The following is a 22,356-nucleotide window of genomic DNA, read 5'->3' as shown; positions in this document are numbered from 1 at the left end:
GGTTACTTGTTCTCCTCGGTACGGGCGGGGGCGGCGGACAGTGCGGTGTCGGAGCCGCCGAGCAGCAGGTAGAGCACGGCCATGCGGATGGAGACGCCGTTGGCGACCTGCTCGACGACCGTGCAGCGGTCGGAGTCGGCGACCTCGGCGGTGATCTCCATGCCGCGGACCATCGGGCCGGGGTGCATGACGATGGCGTGTCCGGGCATCTTCGCCATGCGCTCGCCGTCCAGGCCGTAGCGGCGGGAGTACTCGCGCTCGGTCGGGAAGTACGCGGCGTTCATCCGTTCACGCTGCACACGCAGCATCATCACCGCATCGGACTTCGCCAGCACGTCGTCGAGGCTGTAGCTGACGTCGCAGGGCCACTTCTCGACGCCGACAGGCACCAGGGTGGGCGGAGCCACCAGGGTGACGTGCGCGCCGAGCGTGGTGAGCAGGTGGACGTTGGAGCGGGCGACGCGGCTGTGCAGGATGTCGCCGACGATCGTGATGCGGCGGCCGTCCAGGTCGCGGCCGAGCCCGGTGTCGGCGCCGACGAGCCGGCGGCGCATCGTGAAGGCGTCCAGCAGGGCCTGGGTGGGGTGTTCGTGGGTGCCGTCGCCGGCGTTGACCACGGCCCCGTCGATCCAGCCGGAGGTGGCGAGCCGGTAGGGGGCGCCGGAGGCTCCGTGCCGGATGACGACGGCGTCGGCGCCCATCGCCTCCAGGGTCAGCGCGGTGTCCTTGAGGGACTCGCCCTTGGAGACGGAGGAGCCCTTGGCGGAGAAGTTGATGACGTCGGCGGACAGCCGCTTGGCGGCCGCCTCGAAGGAGATACGGGTCCGGGTCGAGTCCTCGAAGAAGAGGTTGACGACGGTACGGCCGCGCAGGGTGGGGAGCTTCTTGATCGGCCGGTCCGCGACCCGGGCCATCTCCTCGGCGGTGTCGAGGATCAGGACGGCGTCGTCGCGGGTGAGGTCGGCGGCCGAGATGAGGTGACGCTTCATCTGGGGGTTCTCCGGGTTGCTGGAGGGAGTTTCAGGCATGCGGGCACGCGGGAGCGGCCGTACGTCCCCGAAAGGCCGTACGGGCGGGCTCGGGCTACTGCGTGTCCGCGGGGGTGGCCTGCTTGACGCCCAGCAGCACGGCGTCGCGGCCGTCCTCCTCGGCGAGCTGGACCTTGACCGTCTCCCGCAGCGACGTGGGGAGGTTCTTGCCGACGTAGTCCGCGCGGATCGGGAGCTCCCGGTGGCCGCGGTCGACGAGGACCGCGAGCTGCACGGCGCGGGGGCGGCCGATGTCGCCGAGCGCGTCGAGGGCGGCGCGGATCGTGCGACCGGAGAAGAGCACGTCGTCGACCAGGACGACCAGGCTGCCCTCGATCCCCTCGCCGGGGATGTCGGTACGGGCCAGGGCGCGCGCCGGGCGCATCCGCAGGTCGTCGCGGTACATGGTGATGTCGAGCGATCCGACCGGCGTCTTCCGGCCGGTGATCTCCTGGAGTTTCTCGGCCAGCCGACGGGCGAGGAAGACGCCTCGGGTCGGGATGCCGAGCAGCACCACGTCGTCGGCGCCCTTGGCGCGTTCGACGATCTCGTGGGCGATACGGGTCAGAACACGGGCGATGTCGGGGGCCTCGAGAACGGGGCGTGCCGCGTTGCCGGTGTCGTCGTGCTGTGCGTCCATAAGAAACGGACCTCCTTCTCCGCCTCACGGGACGGATCGTTAAAGGACGTCGAAATTGCGTCATCCACGCTACCAGGGCTTGCGCCCGGCCCTGGCCCCGCCCCCGGGAGGTACCGGTCCGGACCATTCGGCTTGACGCATCCAAGTAACGCTGCGTAACCTCACAGTGAGTTACCAGCCACGCGGCGGAGCCGCACACTGTTCCAGCGTCCGGGGAGCCATATGTCCAGCGAATACGCAAAACAGCTCGGGGCCAAACTCCGTGCCATCCGCACCCAGCAGGGCCTTTCCCTCCACGGCGTGGAGGAGAAGTCCCAGGGTCGCTGGAAGGCCGTCGTGGTCGGTTCGTACGAGCGCGGCGACCGTGCCGTGACCGTACAGCGCCTCGCCGAGCTGGCGGATTTCTACGGGGTCCCGGTGCAGGAGCTGCTGCCCGGTACGACGCCGGGCGGGGCCGCCGAGCCGCCGCCGAAGCTCGTCCTGGACCTGGAGCGCCTCGCCCACGTCCCGCCGGAGAAGGCCGGTCCGCTGCAGCGCTACGCGGCGACCATCCAGAGCCAGCGCGGCGACTACAACGGCAAGGTGCTCTCGATCCGCCAGGACGACCTGCGCACGCTCGCCGTCATCTACGACCAGTCGCCTTCCGTGCTCACGGAGCAGCTCATCAGCTGGGGCGTGCTGGACGCGGACGCGCGCCGCGCGGTCTCCCACGACGAGGGCTGAGCGAGCGGGGCAGGACCCCACAGCAGAAACGTGCCGCCGGGTGGGCGGGGACCTTCGGGCTCCCGCCCTCCCGGCGTTTCTGTTCCCGGCCCGTGCCCCGGGTCCATCCGACCCGGCGCGCGGTTCCCGGGTACGACGAAGGGGCCCGCGGTCGGCTGACCGCGGGCCCCTTCGTGGTGTGTGCGACCGAACCGCCGCGGCCGGGGCTACTGCTCCCGGCGGAGGTTCGGCTTCAGGTCCTTGAAACGGGCCAGCAGGCCGTTCACGAAGGACGGGGAGTCATCGGTGGAGAACTCCTTGGCGAGCTGGACGGCCTCGTCGATCACCACGGCGTCCGGGGTCTCGTCCATCCAGATCAGCTCGTACGCGCCGAGCCGCAGGATGGACCGGTCGACGACCGGCATTCGGTCGATCTCCCAGTCCACGGCGTAGGTGACGATGAGGTCGTCGATCCGGTCCGCGTACTGCGCGTACCCCTCGACGAGCTCCATCGTGAACTCACCGACCGGCGGCTGACGGTCGTCGGTCCGCGAGAGCCGAACCCAGTCCGCGAGGACGCGCTGCACGGACTCACCGCGCTGGTCGGCCTCGAAGAGGATCTGGAAGGCGCGCTTGCGGGCCTTGTTCCGGGCAGCCACGGTTAGCTGTTCACCCGGCCGAGGTAGTCGCCCGAGCGGGTGTCGACCTTGATCTTCTCGCCGGTGCTGATGAAGAGCGGCACGCCGATCTCGTAGTCCGTCTCCAGGGTGGCGGGCTTGGTGCCGCCGGTGGAACGGTCGCCCTGCACGCCCGGGTCGGTGTGCTTGACGGTGAGCTCGACGGCGGCGGGCAGCTCGACGTAGAGCACCTCGCCCTCGTGCTGGGCGACGGAGGCGGTGAAGCCCTCGATCAGGAAGTTGGCGGCGTCGCCGACGGCCTTGCGTTCGACCATGAGCTGGTCGTAGGTGCTCATGTCCATGAAGACGAAGTACTCGCCGTCCATGTACGAGAACTGCATGTCGCGGCGGTCAATGGTGGCCGTCTCGACCTTCACACCGGCGTTGAACGTCTTGTCGACGACCTTGCCGGAGAGCACGTTCTTGAGCTTGGTGCGCACGAAGGCGGGGCCCTTGCCGGGCTTGACGTGCTGGAACTCGACGACGGACCAGAGCTGGCCTCCGTCGAGCTTGAGCACCAGGCCGTTCTTGAGGTCGTTCGTGGAAGCCACGGTTGCGGAATCTCCTGGACTGAAGCTGGTGGAACGACCGAGGATGCGCGCTAGAGCGCGAGCAGCTCCTTGGTCGTCATGGTGAGTAGCTCGGGTCCGCCGTCCGCCTCGGGGCGCACGACGAGCGTGTCATCGATCCGGACACCGCCCCGGCCCGGGAGGTGGACCCCCGGTTCGACGGTGACCGGCACACAAGCGTCCAGTTTACCCATGGCTGTCGGTGCCAGTTGCGGGTCCTCCTCGATTTCCAGGCCCACACCGTGCCCGGTCCTCGGCTGAAGCCCCGCTCCGTGCCCCGCCGACTCCAGCGGATGACGGGCCGCACGGTCCACGTCCCGATACGCGGCCCCCGGTGCCAGGGCTTCCCGGCCGGCCCGCTGAGCGGCGAAAACAAGGTCGTAGAGCTCGATCTGCCACTCGGCGGGGGCGGTGCCGATGACGAAGGTCCGGCCGATCTCGCAGCGGTAGCCGTGGTAGCTCGCGCCGAGGCGGACGGAGAGGAAATCCCCCTCCTCCACCCTGCGGTCCGAGGGCCGGTGGCGGCCCTGGCCGGAGTTGGGGCCGGTGGCCACGGAGGTGGCGAAGGCGGGGCCGTCCGCCCCGTGGTCGACCAGGCGGCGCTCCAGCTCCAGGGCGAGATGCCGCTCGGTGCGGCCGACGAGGATCGATTCGAGGAGTTCGCCGAGGGCCTGGTCGGTGATCTCGGCGGCGATCCGGAGGCAGCCGATCTCCTCCTCGTCCTTGACGATCCGCTGCTGCTCCACGGTGAAGCCCAGATCGGCCAGGATCAGGCGTGGGGCGGCCTTCCCCATGGCTCGGTGCCGGGCCACGGTCAGATCGTGCTCCTCGACGGCGAGCGAATCGGCGCCCGCCGAGGCGGCGAGCCCCGCGGCGGCGACCACCGGGTCCCCGTCCGGGGCGGGCAGGAGGTCGATCCGGAGCGCCTCGTCGGGCCGCCCGTGGGCGGGTTCACCGGTCGGGGCGCGAGGGCAGAGCAGAACGTCCTCGCCGGGGCAGAGCAGCAGCACGGCCCCGGGCGGCGCTCCACCCGCGAGATAGCGGACGTTGGCGGGGCGGGAGACCAGGGCGGCCGCGGAGCCCGCGGCGGCGCACCGGTCGCGGAGCAGCCCGCGTCGGACGGCGTGCACCTCTGACATGGTTCGAGCGTACGAGCGGGGGCGGCCCCCCGCCCGGCCAGCGCACCCGACCGGGGGCCCGGGCACCGGGGGCGCCGCGCGGCGGCCGCCGTCGGGAGTCTCCCGGCCGGGCGGGCCGCCGACGGCTACCAGGCGGGCGGGCTCGCGATCGAGCGGGCCAGCACGTCGTCCAGGACCCGGGCGGTGGTCTCGACGTCGTACGTGGAGTTGTCGATGATCGGGAGGCCGGAGCCGTACCAGCCGGCCATCCGGCCGTGGATGCGGGCGACCTCCTCGTCGGAGAGCCTGCGGTTGCCGCTGCGGGCGGCGTTGCGCTCCAGGACGATCTCCAGGCCGGGCAGCAGGACCACGGGCAGCAGGCCGGGGCCCACGTGGCGCTTCCAGCCTCCGAGGCCGACGACCGGGCGGTCGGGGAAGACGGCGTCGTCGAGGATGCAGGAGATGCCGTTGGCGAGGAAGTTACGGGCGGCGAAGCCGCAGGTGCGGCGGGCCAGCCGGTACTGGGCCTCCGAATGGTCGTTCCAGCCGGCCTGCGGGTCGGCGAAGCCGGAGCGGACCCATTCGCGGACGTCGTCCAGGGAGACGTGGGCGGTGGGCACCCGGCGGCGGGCCGCCCAGAGCTTGGCGACCGTGGTCTTGCCCGCGCCGGCGGGGCCGATGAGCAGGACGGCGAGCGTGGCACCACCGGTGCCGGCCCCGGCGGGCGGGGCGGGCAGCGGAACGGGACCGCCCGGGGGCAGTTGGACGTGCCCGGTGTGCCCGGTGGCCTGCCCGGCGGGCGGCGGCGTGGGTCCGGTGCCGCTCCAGCCCGGCTGCGGGGCCTGGCCGGGGGCGGCGGGCTGCTGGGGCCGGCCCTGGGCCGGGGCCTGGCCAGGAGCGGGGGGCGCCTGGCCGGGCGGCGGGGATATCGGGGGCGGGCCGGGGTGGCCGGCGTGCTGGGCCTGGTACGGCCGGCCGACGTGCCCGATGCCGGGGCCGTGGGGCGGCGGCAGCGGGGCCCCCACTGCGTGCTGCATCCGGTGCCACTCCGTCTCGTAACTGCAACTGACGCTGATGGGACGGCCACCGTACCTTCCCGGGCCGTCTCGGGGTGAACGGCCCGGGAGGGTGCGAAGTGCCCGTCGGCCGTGCGGAGTGCGGACGGGCGTCGCGATGCTGTCGGTCCGTCAGTCCGTCAGCTCTTCGGCCAGGGCGCGCAGGGCGAGCCGGTAGGAGCCGATGCCGAACCCGGCCACCGTGCCCGTGGCCACCGCGGCGACCACGGACGTGTGCCGGAACTCCTCGCGGGTGTACGGGTTGGAGATGTGCACCTCGATCAGCGGGGCGGTGCGCTGGGCGGCCGCGTCCCGCATGCCGTACGAGTAGTGCGTGAAGGCGCCCGGGTTGAGAATGACCGGAATCGATCCGTCCGCCGCCTCGTGGAGCCAGCGGATCAGCTGGCCCTCGTCGTTGGTCTCCCGCACCTCGACGTCGAAGCCGAGCTCCTTGCCGAGGGTCGTGCAGGCGTCGACGAGCCCGGCGTAGGAGGTGGCCCCGTAGACGTCGGGCTCACGCGAGCCGAGCCGGCCGAGGTTGGGACCGTTCAGGACGAAGACCCTGCGGGTCACGCGGAGACCTCCCCGTAGGCGGCGAGCAGCACGGCCGGGTCGGGGCCCTCCAGGACGGTGGGCCTGCCGATGCCGTCCAGGACGATGAAGCGCAGCAGGTCGCCGCGCGACTTCTTGTCGACCTTCATGTTCTCCAGCAGCTTGGGCCACTGGTCGCCGCGGTAGGCGAGCGGCAGGCCCACCGACGCCAGGACGCTGCGGTGCCGGTCGGCGGTGGCGTCGTCGAGGCGTCCGGCGAGCCGGCCCAGCTCGGCGGCGAAGACCATGCCGATGGAGACGGCCGCGCCGTGGCGCCACTTGTAGCGCTCGTTCTTCTCGATGGCGTGGGCCAGGGTGTGGCCGTAGTTGAGGATCTCGCGGAGTCCGGACTCCTTGAGATCGCTGGAGACGACCTCGGCCTTGACCCGGATGGACCGCTCGATCAGCTCGGCGGTGTGCGGCCCGGCCGGGGTGCGCGCGCCCTCGGGGTCGGCCTCGACCAGGTCCAGGATGACCGGGTCGGCGATGAACCCGGCCTTGATGATCTCGGCCATGCCGGAGACGTAGTCGTTGACCGGCAGCGAGTCCAGCGCGGCGAGGTCGCAGAGGACCCCGGCGGGCGGGTGGAAGGCCCCCACCAGGTTCTTGCCCTCGGCGGTGTTGATGCCGGTCTTGCCGCCGACGGCCGCGTCGACCATGCCGAGCACGGTGGTCGGGACCGCGATCCAGCGCACCCCGCGCAGCCAGGTGGCCGCGACGAACCCGGCGACGTCCGTGGTGGCGCCGCCCCCGATGCCGACGATGACGTCGGTGCGGGTGAAGCCGGTCTGGCCGAGCGCCTTCCAGCAGTAGGCGGCGACCTCGACGGTCTTGGACTCCTCCGCGTTGGGCAGTTGGATGGCGATGGCCTCGTACCCCTGGTCGGCGAGGTCCTGGCGGACCGCCTCACCGGTCTCGGTGAGCGCCTCCGGGTGCAGTACGGCGACGCGTCGCGCGCGGTCGCCGATCAGCTGGGGCAGCTCGCCCAGGAGCTGGTGGCCGACGAGGACCTCGTACGGGTCGGAGCCCGCGGAGCCTGCGACCTGGATGCGGGTGGGGCCCTGCTGCGTCATGCCGGTGTTCTCCACGCCGGGGGCGGCTTGGCCCTCCGGCAGTTCCAGTGCGTCGATGATCGCCTGGGCGACCTCTTCGGGGGTGTGTTCGTCGGTGGCGACGACGGTGCGGGCGACCTCTTCGTAGAGGGGGCGGCGGGCGTCCATCAGCTCGCGCCACTGCCGGCGCGGGTTGACCGCGAGCAGGGGGCGGGCGGCGCCGAGGCCGACGCGGCGGACGGCCTCGTCCACGTCCATGGAGAGGTAGGCGACGGGACGGCCGGCCAGCAGCTTCCTGGTCGTCGCGTCCAGGACGGCACCGCCGCCGAGGGCGAGGACGCCCGTGTGTCCGGCGACGGCCGCCTCGACGGCCCGGCGCTCCAGGGCGCGGAAGTGCTCCTCGCCCTCGTCGTAGAAGATCTCCGCGATCGGCTTGCCGGCCGCGGTGACGACGTCCGCATCGGTGTCCCGGTAGGTGGTGCCGAGGCGGGCGGCGAGCAGTTCGCCGACGGTGGACTTGCCGACGCCCATCGGGCCGACGAGGACGACCAGGGGGCCGCTCATCGGATCTGGAGGTGGTCGAGGTACGACTGGACGTTGCGGTGGGTCTCGGGGACGCTGTCGCCGCCGAACTTCTCCGCGACCGCGTCGGCCAGGACGAGGGCGACCATGGCCTCCGCGACGATGCCCGCGGCCGGGACGGCGCAGACGTCGGAGCGCTGGTGGTGGGCCTTGGTGGCCTCGCCGGTGACGACGTCCACGGTGGCCAGGGCGCGCGGCACGGTCGCGATGGGCTTCATCGCGGCGCGCACGCGCAGCAGCTCGCCGGTGGTGAGCCCGCCCTCGGTGCCGCCGGACCGCCCGGAGGTGCGCCTGATGCCGTCCTCGGTGGCGACGATCTCGTCGTGCGCCTTCGAGCCGGGGACCCGGGCCAGCTCGAAGCCGTCGCCGACCTCGACGCCCTTGATGGCCTGGATGCCCATGAGCGCGGCGGCGAGCCGGGCGTCCAGGCGCCGGTCCCAGTGCACGTGCGAGCCGAGCCCGACGGGCACGCCGTACGCCAGCACCTCGACGACCCCGCCGAGGGTGTCGCCGTCCTTGTGGGCCTGGTCGATCTCGGCCACCATCGCCTTGGACGCGTCGGCGTCCAGACAGCGGACCGGGTCGGCGTCCAGCTTCTCCACGTCGGCGGGGACGGGCACGACCCCGTACGGGGCCTGGGCGGCGGCCAGCTCGACGACATGGCTGACGATCTCGATGCCCGCGGTCTCCTTGAGGTAGGAGCGGGCGACGGCACCGAGGGCGACGCGCGCGGCGGTCTCCCGGGCACTGGCGCGCTCCAGGACCGGCCGGGCCTCGTCGAAGCCGTACTTCTGCATCCCCGCGAGGTCGGCGTGGCCGGGGCGGGGGCGGGTCAGCGGGGCGTTGCGGGCGAGCTTCGCCAGCTCCTCGGGGTCGACCGGGTCGGCCGACATGACCTGCTCCCACTTGGGCCACTCGGTGTTGCCGACCATGACGGCGACCGGGGAGCCCATGGTGAGGCCGTGGCGGACGCCGCCGAGGAAGGTGACCTCGTCCTTCTCGAACTTCATCCGCGCGCCGCGGCCGTAACCGAGCCGTCGCCGGGCCAGCGCCTCCGCCACCATCTCCGTGGTGATCGGGACACCGGCGGGAAGGCCCTCCAGCGTCGCCACCAGTGCGGGGCCGTGCGACTCCCCCGCGGTCAGCCAGCGCAACCTGCTCAACGGTGCTCCTCATGCTCGCGCCTGAAATCCAACGGCGCCACCGGGTGCGCGGCCCTGGCCCGCCGCCTTTGATCCTCCCACGACCGGGGGCACGGTCCGGCCGCCGGTCCAGCAGACGGACGGACGGCCCCGGCCCGCGGGCCCGTCAGCGGGCCGCGAGCGCGGCTTCCCCGGCCTGCCGCATGGCGGCCAGCGGCGCCGGGGCCCGGCCGGTCATCTGCTCGACCTGGAGCAGTGCCTGGTGGACGAGGAGGTCGAGTCCGCCGACGACGGCCCCGCCGTGCGCCGACCAGGCGGCGGCGAGCGCGGTGGGCCACGGCTCGTACAGCACGTCGAAAAGGATGCCCGGGGCAGTCGGCACGGATCCGGCCAGGGCGTCGGTGGCGCCCGCCGGGGTGGTGGCGATGACGAGCGGCACGGTCAACGCCGCTGCCGCGTCCGCCCAGTCGGCGATCACGACGTCGACGCCGAGCCGTTCCCCCCAGGCCCGCATCTCGGCCGCGCGCTCGGGGCCGCGCACGTATGCCGTCACGGGTCCGGCGCAGACGGCGGCGAGCGCGGCGAGTGCGGAGGAGGCGGTGGCTCCGGCGCCGAGGACGGCGGCGGAGTCGACCTTGTCGATCCCGCGTTCCCGCAGGGCGGCGATCATGCCGGGGATGTCGGTGTTGTCACCGACCCGGCGGCCGTCGTCGGTGAACACGACCGTGTTGACGGCCTCCACGGAGGCGGCCGTCGCGCTGATCTCGTCGAGGAGCGGGATGATCGCCCGCTTGAGCGGCATGGTCAGCGACAGCCCGGCCCAGGAGGCGTCCAGTCCCGCGACGAAGCCCGGCAACGCCGCCTCGTCGACCTCGAACCGGTCGTAGGACCAGTGGTCGAGGCCGAGTTCGACGTACGCGGCGCGGTGCAGGACCGGGGAGAGGGAGTGGGCGATGGGCGAGCCGAGGACGGCCGCCCGGCGCTTCTCCGTCGAGGGCGTCGCATCAGTCGAGGGCATCGAACTTCTTCTTCAGCCTGAGGTGCTCGTCGTAGGTCTTGGCGAACTCGGTCTTGTGCCGACCGTCGGTCGCGACGAAGTAGAGCCAGCCGTCCGTGGTGGGGTTCAGAGCGGCGTCGAGGGCGTCGGCCCCGGGGTTGCTGATGGGTCCCGGAGTGAGGCCCGGCTGCGTGTACGTGTTGTACGGGTCCTTGTTCTCGCGGGTCTCCGCCTCGCTGATCTTGATGTTGCTCTGGTTCTTGAGGTAGTTCAGCGCCGAGTCGAACTGGATCAGCTGGTTCGTCTCCGTGTTGGACGGCTTGAGGCGGTTGTAGATGACCTCGGACATCTTGCGGAAGTCGTCGAGCGTCTTGCCCTCCACCTGGACCAGACTCGCCACCGTGATCACCTGCCACGGCCCGTCGAGGTCGTACTTCTTGGCGGCGGCTTCGAGGTCGTGCTTGCCGTACTCCTTGTTGGCCCGCGCGACCATCCGCTTCAGCGCGTCCTCGGGCTTCGACCCCTTGGCGACCGGATAGGCGGCCGGGTACAGGAAGCCCTCCAGCGGGTCCTTCACCTCCGGGTCGTCGACCACCCAGTCGGGCAGCCCCAGCGACTCCGCCTTGGTCTTGGCGATCTTCGCCGTGGTGCCCTTCTCCAGCTCCAGCCGCTCGTCGATCTTCTCGTAGACCTTGACGTTACGGGTGCCCTCGGGGATCACGAAGGCGTTCTGGCTCTTGGGGTCGAGCATCAGCTCGATCGCGCTGGCGGCGGACATCTCCTTCTTGAGGAGGTAGACGCCGGCCTGGAGCAGCTTGCCCTTGGGGTTGTCGTTCTGCGCCGCGACGAAGGCGTCGGAGGACTTGATGACGCCCTTCTTGCGCAGGATGTTGGCGATGTCGTAGCCGAGCGACTTTTCGGGGATCTCGACCTCGACCTCGCCCGTGCCCGTCCCCGCGTAGTCGGCCGGGGCTCCGAACTGCTTCTGCCAGAAGGTGTAGCCGACGTAGCTGACGCCGCCGAGGCCGCCGACCAGGACGACGGCGACCACCAGACAGGCGACGCCGCTGCGGCTCTTCTTCTTGCCCTTGCCGCCCCGCCGGTCGCTGCCGCCGCGGTCGCGGCGCGAGGCGCGCGAACCGTCGTCGTCCGGGTCATCGTCGTCGTCTCGCGGCTCGCGGCCGGCCGGTTCGTCCGCACCGGTGAAGAAGGGGTGCGTCTCTTCCTGCGGCGCGTCCGGGTCCCAGTCCGCCGGCGACTGCTGTTGTTGCTGCCGCTCGGCTGCGGCGTCGCGGCGGCCCGGGGGCTGCGGCGGAGGGTAGGCCTCAGGGGTGCCGTAGTAGTCCTGCGCCGCGTCGTAGCCGCCGGGCTGCTGGGCGTACGGGTCCTGGGGCTCGGCCCCGTACGGCATGGCGGCCTGCTGCCCGGTGTCCCAGCCGCCGTTGTACTGCGGCTGGGCACCCGGCTGCTGGGCGTACGGGTCCTGCTGAGGCGTGCCGTACTGCTGCTGCTGGTTCTGCTGGGCGTACGGCTGCTGGTTCTGCTGGTCGTACTGCTGCTGTTGCTGGTTCTGCTGCTGCGGGTACTGCTGGTGGTTCTGGGCGTACGGGTCCTGCGGATAGGACTGCTGCTGGGCGTACGGGTCCTGCGGAAAGGACTGCTGCTGGTCGCCGTACTGGCCCTGGCCGTGGGCGGCCTGCTGGCCTCCCCATCCCTGGTCCCCGTACAAGGGGTCCTCGGGATGCCACGGTTCGGAGCCGGGGCCCCGGCCATACTCAGTCATCGATCCCCTAGAGCCGCGAGACGACGTTCCGTCTCTTCGCTTCGCTGTGCGGTGTTTGTTCGAACACCGCCGCATCGCGCGGAACGTTACCGTATCGCGATCAGACAACCACTTCGACGCCCTCGCCGGGGGGGTTGCCTGACGCCCGTTCGGACTCCAGAGCGTTCTGAAGGATCACCACAGCGGCAGCCTGGTCGATGACAGACCGGCCCTTCTTGGACTTCACGCCCGAGGCGCGCATCCCCTGAGCGGCCGTCACTGTGGTCATCCTCTCGTCCACCAGCCTCACCGGAACGGGTGCGATCGAGCGGGCGAACACCTGGGCGAACTCCCGGACCTTGACCGCCGCCGGGCCCTCGCCGCCGCCGAGGGAGCGCGGCAGGCCGAGGATGACCTCGACCGGCTCGTACTCCTCGACGAGTTGGCGGAGCCGCCGGTGGGCGGCCGGGACGTCGCGTCCCGGCACGGTCTCCACCGGCGTGGCCAGGATCCCGTCGGGGTCGCACGAGGCGACCCCGATCCGGGCGTCCCCGACATCGACGGCGAGCCGTCGGCCCCGGCGCATCGGCGTCATCCCGCTCGTCACGCGGTCTCGGTGACGAGGCGTTCGACGGCGGCCACGGCGTCGCCGATGGCGGCCGGGTTCGTGCCGCCGCCCTGGGCGACGTCCGGCTTGCCGCCGCCACCGCCACCGAGGGTCTTGGCGGCGGCGCGCACCAGGTCACCGGCCTTGAGACCGCGCTCGCGGGCGGCCTCGTTGGTGGCGATGACGGTGAGCGGGCGGCCGTTGGCCGTGGTGAACAGGGCCACGACGGCCGGCCGGCCGCCCTGGATGCGCCCGCGCACGTCCAGGACCAGCTTGCGCAGGTCGTCGGCGGAGGTGCCGTCGGGGACCTGGCCGGTGACCAGGGCGGTGCCCCGGACGTCCTTGGCGGACTCGACGAGTCCGGCGGCGGCCGCGAGGACCTTCTCCGCGCGGAACTTCTCGATCTCCTTCTCGGCGTCCTTGAGCTTGCCGAGCATGCCCGCGATCTTCTCGGGGAGCTCCTCGGGTCGGCCCTTGACCAGCTCCTGGAGCTGGGCGACGACCGTGTGCTCCCTGGCGAGGAAGTTGTACGCGTCCACGCCGACCAGAGCCTCGATACGGCGCACGCCGGAGCCGATGGAGGACTCGCCGAGCAGCTTCACCAGACCCAGCTGGGCGGTGTTGTGGACGTGGGTGCCGCCGCACAGCTCCTTGGAGAAGTCGCCGATGGTGACGACGCGGACCCGCTCGCCGTACTTCTCGCCGAACTCGGCGATGGCGCCCTGCTTCTTGGCCTCGTCGATGGACATGACCTCGGCCTGGACGTCGAGCTCCCGCGAGAGGACCTCGTTGATCCGCTGCTCGACGTCGGTGAGGACCGTGCCGGGGACGGCGGCGGGCGAACCGAAGTCGAAGCGGAAGCGGCCGGGCGAGTTCTCCGAGCCGGCCTGGGCGGCCGTCGGGCCGAGCGCGTCGCGCAGTGCCTGGTGCGTGAGGTGCGTGGCGCTGTGGGCGCGGGCGATGGCGCGGCGGCGGGTGCTGTCGATGGAGGCGAAGACAGGAGCCCCGACCGTCACCTCGCCGACCTGGACGACGCCCTTGTGCACGTGGACGCCGGGGACCGGCTTCTGGACGTCGCGGATCTCGATCACGGCGCCGGTGTCGAGCCGGATGCGGCCGGTGTCGGCGAGCTGGCCGCCGCCCTCGGCGTAGAAGGGGGTGCGGTCGAGGACGACCTCGACCTCGTCGCCCTCGGTGGCGGCGGGCGAGGGCACGCCGTCGACCAGCAGGCCGACGATGGTGGACTCGCCGGCGGTGGCGGTGTAGCCGGTGAACTCGGTGGCGCCGGAGGTGTCGGCGACCTCGCGGTAGGCGGAGAGGTCGGCGTGACCGGTCTTCTTGGCGCGGGCGTCGGCCTTGGCCTTGTCGCGCTGCTCCTGCATGAGGCGGCGGAAGCCGTCCTCGTCCACGGAGAGCCCCTGCTCGGCGGCCATCTCCAGGGTGAGGTCGATCGGGAAGCCCCAGGTGTCGTGGAGCAGGAACGCCTTGTCGCCGGCGAGGACCTGGCCGCCGGCGGCCTTGGTCTCGGTGACGGCGGTCTCCAGGATGTTGGTGCCGCCCTTGAGGGCCTTGAGGAAGGCGGCTTCCTCGGCGAGCGCGACCGTCTCGATGCGCCTGCGGTCGGTGATCAGCTCCGGGTACTGGAGGCCCATCGTGTCGATCACGACGTCGACCAGGTCCTTCACCACGGAGCCGGTGGCGCCCATGAGACGCATGTTGCGGATGGCGCGGCGCATGATGCGGCGCAGCACATAGCCGCGGCCCTCGTTGCCGGGGGTGACGCCGTCGCCGATGAGCATCACCGACGTACGGATGTGGTCGGCGACGACGCGGAGCGAGACGTCGGTTCCCTGCTCGGCGCCGTAGCGCACGCCGGTCAGCTCGGTGGCCTTGTCCATGACGACGCGCAGGGTGTCGGTCTCGTACATGTTCTGTACGCCCTGGAGGATCATGGCGAGGCGTTCGAGGCCGAGACCGGTGTCGATGTTCTTCGACGGCAGGTCCCCGAGGATCGGGAAGTCCTCCTTGCCGTCGCCGGCGCCGCGCTCGTACTGCATGAAGACCAGGTTCCAGATCTCCACGTACCGCTCGTCGTTGACGGCCGGGCCGCCCTCGACGCCGAACTCGGGGCCGCGGTCGTAGTTGATCTCCGAGCACGGGCCGCAGGGGCCGGGGACGCCCATGGACCAGAAGTTGTCCTTCTTGCCCAGGCGCTGGATGCGCTCGGCGGGAACGCCGATCTTGTCGCGCCAGATCTGCTCGGCCTCGTCGTCGTCGAGGTAGACCGTGATCCAGAGCTTCTCGGGGTCGAGGCCGTAGCCGCCGTCCTCGACGGAGTTGGTCAGCGCCTCCCAGGCGAGCTGGATGGCGCCTTCCTTGAAGTAGTCCCCGAAGGAGAAGTTGCCGCACATCTGGAAGAAGGTGCCGTGCCGGGTGGTCTTGCCGACCTCTTCGATGTCCGGCGTACGGACGCACTTCTGCACGCTGGTGACGCGCGGGGCGGGCGGCTTGACCTCGCCGAGGAAGTACGGCTTGAAGGGGACCATGCCCGCGGGGACCAGCAGCAGAGTCGGGTCGTCCGCGATGAGCGACGCCGAAGGCACGGCGGTGTGACCGCGCTCCTCGAAGAAGCTCAGCCAGCGGCGGCGAATTTCAGCCGACTCCATCAGTGGTCCTCATTCCGGTTGTTCGAGTTGTAGGGGAGCGTGCGGTACGTGTTCGCGTTCGCGGGCGGTTCGGCCGCTTCGACGGCGAAGTGCCGCTGTACGGGAAGGTCGGGGTCGACCGGTGCTTGAAGGCCCAGGGCGCCGCCCAGTTCGGCTTCGCGCCGGACCATGCCGTCGCGTACGTCGAGGGCGAAGTCCTTGAGCTTGTGACCGGTCTCGATCGCCTTGTCCGCGGCCTGCGCCGCGAGGCTCTCGGGCGTCAGCTGCTTGAGCTTGCGGTTGACCTTGGTGGTGGCCCACACACCGGCGGCTGCGCCGGCGGTGAACCAGAACGTGCGGCGGAACATCGCTCGATCAGTCCTTCTGTCCGCGGGCGTTTCGGCGTTCGCGCCTGCGTCCGCGCGCCGAGGGTACGGTCCGGCCGACGATCACCGTGCGGCGGGCGGAGCCGCGGCCCCGCGCCGGTTCCGGTTCGGGCTCGGGTGCGGTGCGGCGGCCGAGGGCCTGCCGTACGCCGTAGCCGAACGCGGCGACCTTGACGAGGGGACCGCCGAAGGTGGAGGCGACGGTCGTGGAGAGCGCGGAGGCGTTGGAGGTGACCTCCTGGACGTCGCTCGCGATGGCGTCGACCTTGTCCAGCTGGGTCTGCGCGGAGCGCACCGTCGCCGAGGCGTCGGCCAGCAGCGGAACGGCCTGGTCGGTCACGTCCGCCACGAGCTTGGTGGTCGCCCTGAGCGTCTGGGCGAGCCTCACCAGCACCACGGCGAGGAACGAGACCAGGATCGCCCAGAAGACGGCCACGAGGATCCCGGCCACCTCTCCACCGGACACTGTGCACCGCTCTCTGCTCGTCGCTCGGCCCTGCCGGGCCTTGTCTCCGTCGGTCGCGTCCGGGCCTCGGCCCGGACGCCCGATCGTCGTCACACGAGCCTATCGCGCCGCGCATCTCCTCCCCTACCGCATTCTCCGCGGGCGGGGCGGGAGTTGCCATAACGAGATTGTACGGAGAGCTTTCAAGCCAGTACGCTCCGTGTTTCATGCGACGCCTGCACGACCCCTGCCCGAATCCCGGCGATCCGGACGCCCGCCCCGCACGGGCGCCCGGCAATCTCCCGGCCGAACTGAACCCCTTCGTCGGGCGCGAGGACGAACTGGCCGAGCTGGGCGGGCTGCTGGAGGAGCCCAGGCTCGTCACCGTCGCCGGAGTGGCGGGTGTGGGCAAGACCCGGTGCGTCATCCGGGTCGCCGCACTTCGGGAGAAACGGTACTGCGGCGGGGCCCTGCTGGCCGAGCTCTCCGCCGTCCGCCACCCCGACCTGCTGGAACACGCCCTGGTCGACGCCCTGGGGCTGACCGATCACACCAGCAGGCCCCCGCATGCCACCCTCGTCGAACATCTTTCCGGGCGCCGCACGCTGCTGGTGATCGACGGCTTCGAGCACCTCGTCGACGCCTGCGCCGACCTCGTCACCGAACTCCTGCGCCGGGCTCCGCGCCTCCAGGTGCTCGCGGCCGGACGCTGCCCCCTCCGGGTGGACGGGGAGCGGACGTTCCCGCTCGCCCCGATGTCCGACGGGGACGCGGTGGAGCTCTTCACCGAGCGGGCGCGCGGGGTCCGGCCGGGCTGGGAGCCGACGGCGGGCGAGCGGGCGTCCGTGGTGGAGCTCTGCCGCCGCCTCGACGGCATTCCGCTGGCCCTGGAACTGGCGGCCGGGCGGCTGCGCGCGCTCTCGGTGGAGCAGGTGCTCCTGCGCCTGGACGACCGGTTCCGGCTGTTGACCGGCGGCCGTCGCGGCGCGCCGCCCCGCCAGACGCTGCGTACGGCGATCGGCTGGAGCCATGAGCTGTGCACGCCCGAGCAGCGGCTGCTGTGGGCGCGGCTCTCGGTGTTCGCGGGATCGTTCGACCTGGAGGCCGCCGAGTACATCTGCGGCGGGCCGGATCTGCCGGCCGACTCGGTGCTCGATGTGCTGGACGAGCTGCTCGCCCAGTCGGTGGTGGAGCGCGAGGACGGCCCGGCCGGCGCCCGCTACCGGCTGCTGGACACGGTCAGCGAGTACGGGGCGCAGTGGCTGGCGGCCGCCGGGGACGCCCCGCGGCTGCGGCGGCGGCACCGGGACTGGTTCCTGGGGCTCGCGACCTGGTGCGAGCTGGACTGGTTCAGTCCGCGTCAGGCGGAGGTGGCGGCGCGCGTCGACAGCGAGCTGCCCAACCTCCGCCGGGCGATGGAGTGCTCGATGGAGAGCCCCGACGAGGTGCATCTGGCGCAGTATCTGGCGGGCACGCTGTGGTTCTACTGGGCCGGCTGCGGGCGGCTGTCGGAGGGACGGCACTGGCTGGACCACGTCCTGGAGGAGCCGACCCCGCACGACGCCGCACGGCTGAAGGTGCTGTGGGTGCTGGGCTACGTCGCCGTGCTCCAGGGCGACGCGGTCGGCGCGATCTCGGCGCTCCAGGAGTGCCGGGAGGAGGCCGAGCGCTCCGGGGACGCGACCGCACTGGCGTACGCGGTGCACCGCACGGGGTGCCTGGCGATCGTGACGGACGACATGGAGCGCGCCGAGGAGCTGCTCCGCGACGCGCTCGGCCGGTACCGCGAGGTCGGCGAGCTGAACAGCAATGTGCTGATGGCGCAGGTGGAGTTGGCCATGGCGGTGGCGTTCCTCGGTGATCTGGACGCGGCGGCGGCGATCTGCGACGAGGTCCGGGAGGTCTGCGAGGACCACGGGGAGCGGTGGGCGCTGGCGTACGCGCTGTACGTCCTGGCGTACGCGGCGCTGCGGCGCGGTCGGCCGGCCCGGGCGCGGCAGATGCTCGGGGAGTGCCTGACGATCGGCCGGACGTTCAACGATCTGCTGGGCACGGTGCTGTCGCTGGAGCTGTTGGCCCTGGTGACGGCGGTGGAGGGGGACTCCCGGGAGGCCGCCGTGCTCCAGGGAGCGGCGGAGGGCGTCTGGCCGTCGGTGGGGTTGCAGCTGTTCGGCTCGGCGTTCTACGGGCGGCCGCGGGCGGAGTGCGAGGAGCGGGCGCGCCGGGAGCTGGGGAACGTGGCGTACGAGGAGGGGCTGCGGGCGGGCCGGCGGCTGGATCCGGCCACCGCGGTCGAACGGGCCCTGGCCGGCGGCGGACCGGCGGCGACGGTGGACGGACCGGGCGCGGGCGGCGCGCCGACGGCGGGCGGATCCGGGGGAACGCGAAGGCCCGCCGCCTCCCGGATGACAGGGAGGGGCGGGCCGGAGCGCTGGTGAGAGCGGCTACGCCTGGATCAGCGGGCGTAGTACTCGACGACGAGCTGCTCGTCGCAGATCACCGGGATCTCCTTGCGGTTCGGGTCCCGGTCCAGGCGGAAGGCCAGGGCCTTCAGGTTCACCTGGAGGTAGCGCGGGGTCTCACCGTCGGTGTCGTAACCACCCTCGCGGGCCACCTGGAAGGGGACCTTGGAGCGGCTGCGCTCGCGGACCATCACGACGTCGTCGGGACGGACGCGGAACGACGGCTTGTCGACCTTGCCACCGTTGACCTCGATGTGGCCGTGGACGACCATCTGACGGGCCTGGTAGATGGTGCGGGCGATGCCCGAACGCAGGACCAGGGCGTCGAGGCGGCGCTCGAGCTCGACGACCAGCGCCTCGCCCGTCTTGCCTTCGGCCTTCTTGGCACGGTCGTAGGCGCGCGCCATCTGGCGCTCGCTGATGTCGTACTGCGCACGCAGGCGCTGCTTCTCCAGCAGACGGACCTTGTAGTCCGAGTTCTGCTTGCGGCCACGGCCGTGCTCGCCCGGCGGGTACGGACGAGCTTCGAAGTACTTGACAGCCTTGGGCGTCAGAGCGATGCCGAGGGCACGCGACTTCTTGACCTTGGGACGCGACTGGTTAGGCACGTTCTCCAGACCTCCGTTGTAGGTTAGGTTAGGTTTACCTTACTCAAGGAGATCGCATGTCTCGCCCTGGGAACACCACTCACGTCACGGACAGCACAGACAGCGGCAGCACACCAGAAGGTGCTGCTACGACGGAAGGCCGATCTGATCGTGGTCAGCCGCGTCCCAGCGGGCTTGAAAACACTCGGATGCCGTCAGCAGCCGAGCGCACACGAACTCTCGTACAGAGTACCTGCTCCGCGCTGCTCGTCGTACCGGGGCTCGACCTGGCCCGCGCCGAACCCCTCATCCCGGACAGCAGGAGCGTGGGCCCCGAGGGCGACCTGTTCCTCGAATTCCCCGCGGATTCCCCGGCCGTTCGGGCCGCCACACACGCGCAGGGCGACGAGCTGACCGCCGTGCTGGAGATCACGGACGTCGCCCCGGTCTCCGTACCGCACCGGATCCGCGGCCGCGCGTGGGTCTCCGGCTGGCTCACCTCCGTCCCCGGACTTGCCCCGGCCGGCCGGATGATGCTGCGCCTGGAGTTCGGCGAGGCGTACGTGGACGACCTCTGGGGCGCCGAGGACATCGAGCCGGAGGACTTCCGGGACGCGGTACCCGACCCGCTGGTCCTCCACGAGCCGGAGCTGCTCCAGCATCTGCACTCCGCCCACGACGAGCAGATGCGCACCCTGTGCGGGCTGCTGGGCGAGCGCACCGCCCGCGCCTGCTCCTCCCAGCAGCCCAGGGCCGTGCCCGTCGCCCTGGACCGCTTCGGGCTGCGGGTCCGCTTCGTCGAGGACCGGGGCTCCTGCTTCGACGCCCGCTTCGAGTTCCCGGAGCCGGTCCGCGACGTCACCGAGCTGCGCCGCGCCATGCACACGCTCTTCGAGGCGGCCGCCTCCTGATCCAGGGGCCTCGGCCCCCAGTCCCTGTAGACCTAGGACGGCTCCGCGCTCTCGCCGGACCGGCCCAGGCGCTCGCGCACACGCTCGACGACGTCCGCGTACCGCGCCTCGGCGCCGTAGCGGGTCGGGGTGTAGTACCGCCGGTCGCGGACCGCGTCCGGGGCGTACTGCTGGGCGGCGATGCCACCCTGCACGTCGTGCGGATAGACATAGCCCTGGGCGTGGCCGAGCTTGGCCGCGCCCTTGTAGTGGCCGTCGCGCAGATGGGCCGGGACTGGTCCCGCGAGCCCCTTGCGCACGTCCTCCCGCGCGGCGGAGATCGCCAGGGTCGCCGCGTTGGACTTGGGGGCGAGCGCCAGTGCGATGGTGGCGTGGCTGAGGGTGAGCGCCGCCTCCGGGAATCCGATCATGGCGACCGCCTGGGCGGCGGCCACGGCGGTCGGCAGTGCGGTGGGGTCGGCCAGGCCGATGTCCTCGCTGGCCGAGATCATCAGCCGACGGGCGATGAACCGCGGGTCCTCCCCCGCCTCGATCATGCGGGCCAGGTAGTGCAGAGCGGCGTCCACGTCGGAGCCGCGGATCGACTTGATGAGCGCGCTGGCCACGTCGTAGTGCTGGTCGCCGTCCCGGTCGTACTTCACGGCGGCGCGGTCGACGGTCGCTTCCAGCGTCTCCAGGGTGATCTCCGCCTCGCCCGTGGCGATGGCCGCGCCCGCGGCGGCCTCCAGCGCCGTGAGGGCCCGGCGCGCGTCGCCGCCCGCGATGCGCAGCAGATGCGCCTCGGCGTCCTCGGGCAGGGTGACCGCCCCGCCCAGGCCCCGCTCGTCGGTCAGCGCCCGGCGCAGCAGATCACGCAGGTCGTCGTCGGTCAGCGATTCCAGGGTCAGCAGCAGGGACCGCGACAGCAGCGGGGAGATGATCGAGAAGTACGGATTCTCCGTGGTGGCGGCGATGAGGGTGACCCAGCGGTTCTCCACGGCGGGGAGCAGGGAATCCTGCTGGGCCTTGGAGAAGCGGTGGATCTCGTCGAGGAAGAGGACGGTCTCCTTGCCGAAGCCACCGGTGGCGCGGCGCGCGCTCTCGATGACGGCCCGGACCTCCTTGACGCCCGCGGTGATCGCTGAGAGCTCGACGAAGCGCTTGTTGGTCGCCTTGCTGACCACGTACGCCAGGGTCGTCTTGCCGGTGCCGGGCGGTCCCCACAGGATGACCGAGGACGCGCCGGCCGGACCGCCGCCCCCCTCACCCACGAGGCGGCGCAGCGGCGAGCCCGGCTTCAGCAGATGCTGCTGGCCGACGACCTCGTCGAGGATTCGGGGACGCATCCGGACAGCGAGGGGGCTGCTGGACGGGTCCTTCTCCTGGCGGTCTTCGGCGGCTGCGGTAAAGAGGTCGGGCTCCACGTCATGAAGCCTATGCGACCCCACTGACAGTGCCGCCGGGGCCACCTATCCAGAGTCGTAGGCGCTCACCACCTACCAGAGTCGTAGGTGCCTCAGCTGGTCCAGAAGTCCCACCAGCGGGTCAGGATCAGCATTCCGATGATGCCGATCCACATCACCGGCAGCACCCACGGGAACTCGGTGAGGCCGTTCCGCAGCCAGGCCGGGGCCGGGAGGATGCGGTGCTTGACGTTGTGCGTGGTCACGTAGCAGAACATGACGATGGTGGCGACCCAGGCCAGGCAGCACCACAGGCAGAGCGAGTTGATGTTGTACAGCGACTGGTACTGGAGCCAGGTGCAGAAGCCGACGCCGAAGAGCGTCCCGGCGTTCAGCCCGAGCCAGAACCAGGCGCGGAAGCGCGCGCCGGCGAGGAGCCCCATCCCGATCGCGATGACCATGCCGTACGTGACGAGGCCCAGCATCGGGTTGGGGAACCCGAACACGGAGGCCTGCTCGCTCTTCATGATGTTGCCGCACGCGACGACGGGGTTGAGGCTGCACCCGGGGGTGAAGGAGGGGTCCTCCAGCAGCTTGAACTTGTCGAGCGTGATGACCCAGGCGGCCAGCAGTCCGGCCGCGCCGGTGATCACCAGGAGCAGGGCGAGACCGCGTCCGGCCCCGAAGGTGCGCTTGCGGCCGCCCTCGTCCTGATCGGAGGAGAGATCGTGGTCTACCGCTGCAGTCGTCATATCGCCGTTCCGTCACCGAGTGGTCAGCCGGGCATGGTCATTGTGCCGCACCCCCGTACGGATCAACCGTTCGATGAACATAAAGGTGTGCGCCCGCGAGCACTCCCCCGGGCGGAGTCGCTGGGTGGCGGGGCCAGGACTACGGACGATGCGCGTGTCCCCTGCGCCGGTCCGGCGAGGCCGACCGCGCGGGAGGCTCCAAGTCGGGGTCACCGGCCAGGATGAATCACCGCTCACCGGGTTGACAGCGAACGAGAAGGGCGC

General features: G+C 71.5%; 21 protein-coding genes. 3 read left to right on the top strand and 18 right to left on the bottom strand.

Going from position 1 to position 22,356, the window contains the following annotated elements:
• Nucleotides 1-2 precede the first annotated feature (2 nt).
• Entirely contained in the window at nucleotides 3-989 is a 987-nt protein-coding gene (locus D581_RS0128380) for an aspartate carbamoyltransferase catalytic subunit (protein ID WP_018960533.1), read from the bottom strand.
• Between the two features lie 94 nt (nucleotides 990-1,083).
• Nucleotides 1,084-1,668 (bottom strand): bifunctional pyr operon transcriptional regulator/uracil phosphoribosyltransferase PyrR, encoded by a 585-nt coding sequence (gene pyrR, locus D581_RS0128375; protein ID WP_018960532.1) that lies wholly within the window; start codon nucleotides 1,666-1,668, stop codon nucleotides 1,084-1,086.
• Nucleotides 1,669-1,890: 222 nt separating this feature from the next.
• On the opposite strand from pyrR, the gene bldD reads away from it, so the two are divergent.
• Nucleotides 1,891-2,391, top strand: coding sequence for a transcriptional regulator BldD (gene bldD, locus D581_RS0128370; protein WP_003970358.1), 501 nt, complete (start codon nucleotides 1,891-1,893; stop codon nucleotides 2,389-2,391).
• Nucleotides 2,392-2,597: 206 nt separating this feature from the next.
• Here the strand turns inward: bldD and nusB are convergent, their stop codons facing one another.
• The 13 genes from nusB to D581_RS0128305 form a co-directional block, all read right to left on the bottom strand.
• Nucleotides 2,598-3,029: a transcription antitermination factor NusB gene (nusB, locus tag D581_RS0128365; protein ID WP_018960531.1), complete on the bottom strand. Its 432-nt coding sequence runs from the start codon at nucleotides 3,027-3,029 to the stop codon at nucleotides 2,598-2,600.
• A 2-nt stretch (nucleotides 3,030-3,031) separates the two neighbouring features.
• Complete coding sequence (gene efp, locus D581_RS0128360; protein WP_018960530.1) at nucleotides 3,032-3,598, bottom strand: elongation factor P; 567 nt, start codon at nucleotides 3,596-3,598, stop codon at nucleotides 3,032-3,034.
• A 50-nt stretch (nucleotides 3,599-3,648) separates the two neighbouring features.
• Complete coding sequence (locus tag D581_RS0128355) at nucleotides 3,649-4,755, bottom strand: M24 family metallopeptidase (protein WP_032753213.1); 1,107 nt, start codon at nucleotides 4,753-4,755, stop codon at nucleotides 3,649-3,651.
• 125 nt (nucleotides 4,756-4,880) lie between these two features.
• Nucleotides 4,881-5,771, bottom strand: a complete 891-nt coding sequence (locus tag D581_RS0128350; RefSeq protein ID WP_018960528.1) for a Pro-rich N-terminal domain-containing protein — start codon at nucleotides 5,769-5,771, stop codon at nucleotides 4,881-4,883.
• A 150-nt stretch (nucleotides 5,772-5,921) separates the two neighbouring features.
• Complete coding sequence (locus tag D581_RS0128345; protein ID WP_018960527.1) at nucleotides 5,922-6,362, bottom strand: type II 3-dehydroquinate dehydratase; 441 nt, start codon at nucleotides 6,360-6,362, stop codon at nucleotides 5,922-5,924.
• Nucleotides 6,359-7,996, bottom strand: a complete 1,638-nt coding sequence (gene aroB / locus D581_RS0128340) for a 3-dehydroquinate synthase (protein ID WP_018960526.1) — start codon at nucleotides 7,994-7,996, stop codon at nucleotides 6,359-6,361. The genes D581_RS0128345 and aroB overlap by 4 nt, the downstream gene beginning before the upstream one ends.
• A complete protein-coding gene (gene aroC, locus D581_RS0128335; RefSeq protein ID WP_026290989.1) occupies nucleotides 7,993-9,177 on the bottom strand; it encodes a chorismate synthase in 1,185 nt (394 codons plus the stop codon). The genes aroB and aroC overlap by 4 nt, the downstream gene beginning before the upstream one ends.
• A gap of 145 nt (nucleotides 9,178-9,322) precedes the next feature.
• On the bottom strand, nucleotides 9,323-10,174 hold the full coding sequence (locus D581_RS0128330) for a shikimate dehydrogenase (protein ID WP_018960524.1): 852 nt from the start codon (nucleotides 10,172-10,174) through the stop codon (nucleotides 9,323-9,325).
• A complete protein-coding gene (gene mltG / locus D581_RS0128325; RefSeq protein ID WP_018960523.1) occupies nucleotides 10,161-11,936 on the bottom strand; it encodes an endolytic transglycosylase MltG in 1,776 nt (591 codons plus the stop codon). Before mltG ends, D581_RS0128330 begins: the two co-directional genes overlap by 14 nt.
• Nucleotides 11,937-12,036: 100 nt before the next feature.
• On the bottom strand, nucleotides 12,037-12,510 hold the full coding sequence (ruvX, locus tag D581_RS0128320; RefSeq protein WP_018960522.1) for a Holliday junction resolvase RuvX: 474 nt from the start codon (nucleotides 12,508-12,510) through the stop codon (nucleotides 12,037-12,039).
• Nucleotides 12,511-12,518: 8 nt separating this feature from the next.
• The gene (alaS, locus tag D581_RS0128315; protein ID WP_018960521.1) at nucleotides 12,519-15,188 is read right to left on the bottom strand and encodes an alanine--tRNA ligase; all 2,670 of its coding nucleotides are present in this window, start codon (nucleotides 15,186-15,188) and stop codon (nucleotides 12,519-12,521) included.
• A complete protein-coding gene (locus D581_RS0128310) occupies nucleotides 15,188-15,535 on the bottom strand; it encodes a DUF6167 family protein (RefSeq protein ID WP_018960520.1) in 348 nt (115 codons plus the stop codon). The genes alaS and D581_RS0128310 overlap by 1 nt, the downstream gene beginning before the upstream one ends.
• Before the next feature lie 7 nt (nucleotides 15,536-15,542).
• Nucleotides 15,543-16,004: a DUF948 domain-containing protein gene (locus tag D581_RS0128305; protein ID WP_007457957.1), complete on the bottom strand. Its 462-nt coding sequence runs from the start codon at nucleotides 16,002-16,004 to the stop codon at nucleotides 15,543-15,545.
• A 221-nt stretch (nucleotides 16,005-16,225) separates the two neighbouring features.
• Between D581_RS0128305 and D581_RS0128300 the strand changes: the two genes are divergently transcribed.
• Nucleotides 16,226-18,436, top strand: a complete 2,211-nt coding sequence (locus D581_RS0128300) for a winged helix-turn-helix domain-containing protein (RefSeq protein WP_018960519.1) — start codon at nucleotides 16,226-16,228, stop codon at nucleotides 18,434-18,436.
• Between the two features lie 17 nt (nucleotides 18,437-18,453).
• Here D581_RS0128300 and rpsD read toward each other — a convergent pair whose 3' ends face one another.
• Entirely contained in the window at nucleotides 18,454-19,068 is a 615-nt protein-coding gene (rpsD, locus tag D581_RS0128295) for a 30S ribosomal protein S4 (RefSeq protein WP_018960518.1), read from the bottom strand.
• Nucleotides 19,069-19,256: 188 nt separating this feature from the next.
• On the opposite strand from rpsD, the gene D581_RS0128290 reads away from it, so the two are divergent.
• Nucleotides 19,257-19,958, top strand: coding sequence for a DUF2470 domain-containing protein (locus D581_RS0128290; protein WP_018960517.1), 702 nt, complete (start codon nucleotides 19,257-19,259; stop codon nucleotides 19,956-19,958).
• Between the two features lie 32 nt (nucleotides 19,959-19,990).
• Here the strand turns inward: D581_RS0128290 and D581_RS0128285 are convergent, their stop codons facing one another.
• On the bottom strand, nucleotides 19,991-21,361 hold the full coding sequence (locus D581_RS0128285) for a replication-associated recombination protein A (RefSeq protein WP_026290987.1): 1,371 nt from the start codon (nucleotides 21,359-21,361) through the stop codon (nucleotides 19,991-19,993).
• Nucleotides 21,362-21,453: 92 nt separating this feature from the next.
• The gene (locus D581_RS0128280) at nucleotides 21,454-22,092 is read right to left on the bottom strand and encodes a vitamin K epoxide reductase family protein (RefSeq protein ID WP_018960515.1); all 639 of its coding nucleotides are present in this window, start codon (nucleotides 22,090-22,092) and stop codon (nucleotides 21,454-21,456) included.
• Nucleotides 22,093-22,356 lie beyond the last annotated feature (264 nt).

The sequence above is a fragment of the Streptomyces sp. CNB091 genome, from assembly GCF_000377965.1.
The sequence above is the reverse complement of the archived record's forward strand: the minus strand, read 5'-3'. Positions and strand labels throughout refer to the sequence as shown.

Excerpts from the sequence above, each read along its gene's own strand:
- D581_RS0128355 (WP_032753213.1), bottom strand. The coding sequence starts at position 4,755 with ATGTCAGAGGTGCACGCCGTCCGACGCGGGCTGCTCCGCGACCGGTGC.
- D581_RS0128350 (WP_018960528.1), bottom strand. The coding sequence starts at position 5,771 with ATGCAGCACGCAGTGGGGGCCCCGCTGCCGCCGCCCCACGGCCCCGGC.
- pyrR (WP_018960532.1), bottom strand. The coding sequence starts at position 1,668 with ATGGACGCACAGCACGACGACACCGGCAACGCGGCACGCCCCGTTCTC.
- D581_RS0128290 (WP_018960517.1), top strand. The coding sequence starts at position 19,257 with ATGCCGTCAGCAGCCGAGCGCACACGAACTCTCGTACAGAGTACCTGC.
- bldD (WP_003970358.1), top strand. The coding sequence starts at position 1,891 with ATGTCCAGCGAATACGCAAAACAGCTCGGGGCCAAACTCCGTGCCATC.
- D581_RS0128300 (WP_018960519.1), top strand. The coding sequence starts at position 16,226 with ATGCGACGCCTGCACGACCCCTGCCCGAATCCCGGCGATCCGGACGCC.
- aroB (WP_018960526.1), bottom strand. The coding sequence starts at position 7,996 with ATGAGCGGCCCCCTGGTCGTCCTCGTCGGCCCGATGGGCGTCGGCAAG.
- alaS (WP_018960521.1), bottom strand. The coding sequence starts at position 15,188 with ATGGAGTCGGCTGAAATTCGCCGCCGCTGGCTGAGCTTCTTCGAGGAG.
- D581_RS0128280 (WP_018960515.1), bottom strand. The coding sequence starts at position 22,092 with ATGACGACTGCAGCGGTAGACCACGATCTCTCCTCCGATCAGGACGAG.
- ruvX (WP_018960522.1), bottom strand. The coding sequence starts at position 12,510 with ATGACGCCGATGCGCCGGGGCCGACGGCTCGCCGTCGATGTCGGGGAC.
- D581_RS0128330 (WP_018960524.1), bottom strand. The coding sequence starts at position 10,174 with ATGCCCTCGACTGATGCGACGCCCTCGACGGAGAAGCGCCGGGCGGCC.
- mltG (WP_018960523.1), bottom strand. The coding sequence starts at position 11,936 with ATGACTGAGTATGGCCGGGGCCCCGGCTCCGAACCGTGGCATCCCGAG.
- D581_RS0128380 (WP_018960533.1), bottom strand. The coding sequence starts at position 989 with ATGAAGCGTCACCTCATCTCGGCCGCCGACCTCACCCGCGACGACGCC.
- D581_RS0128310 (WP_018960520.1), bottom strand. The coding sequence starts at position 15,535 with ATGTTCCGCCGCACGTTCTGGTTCACCGCCGGCGCAGCCGCCGGTGTG.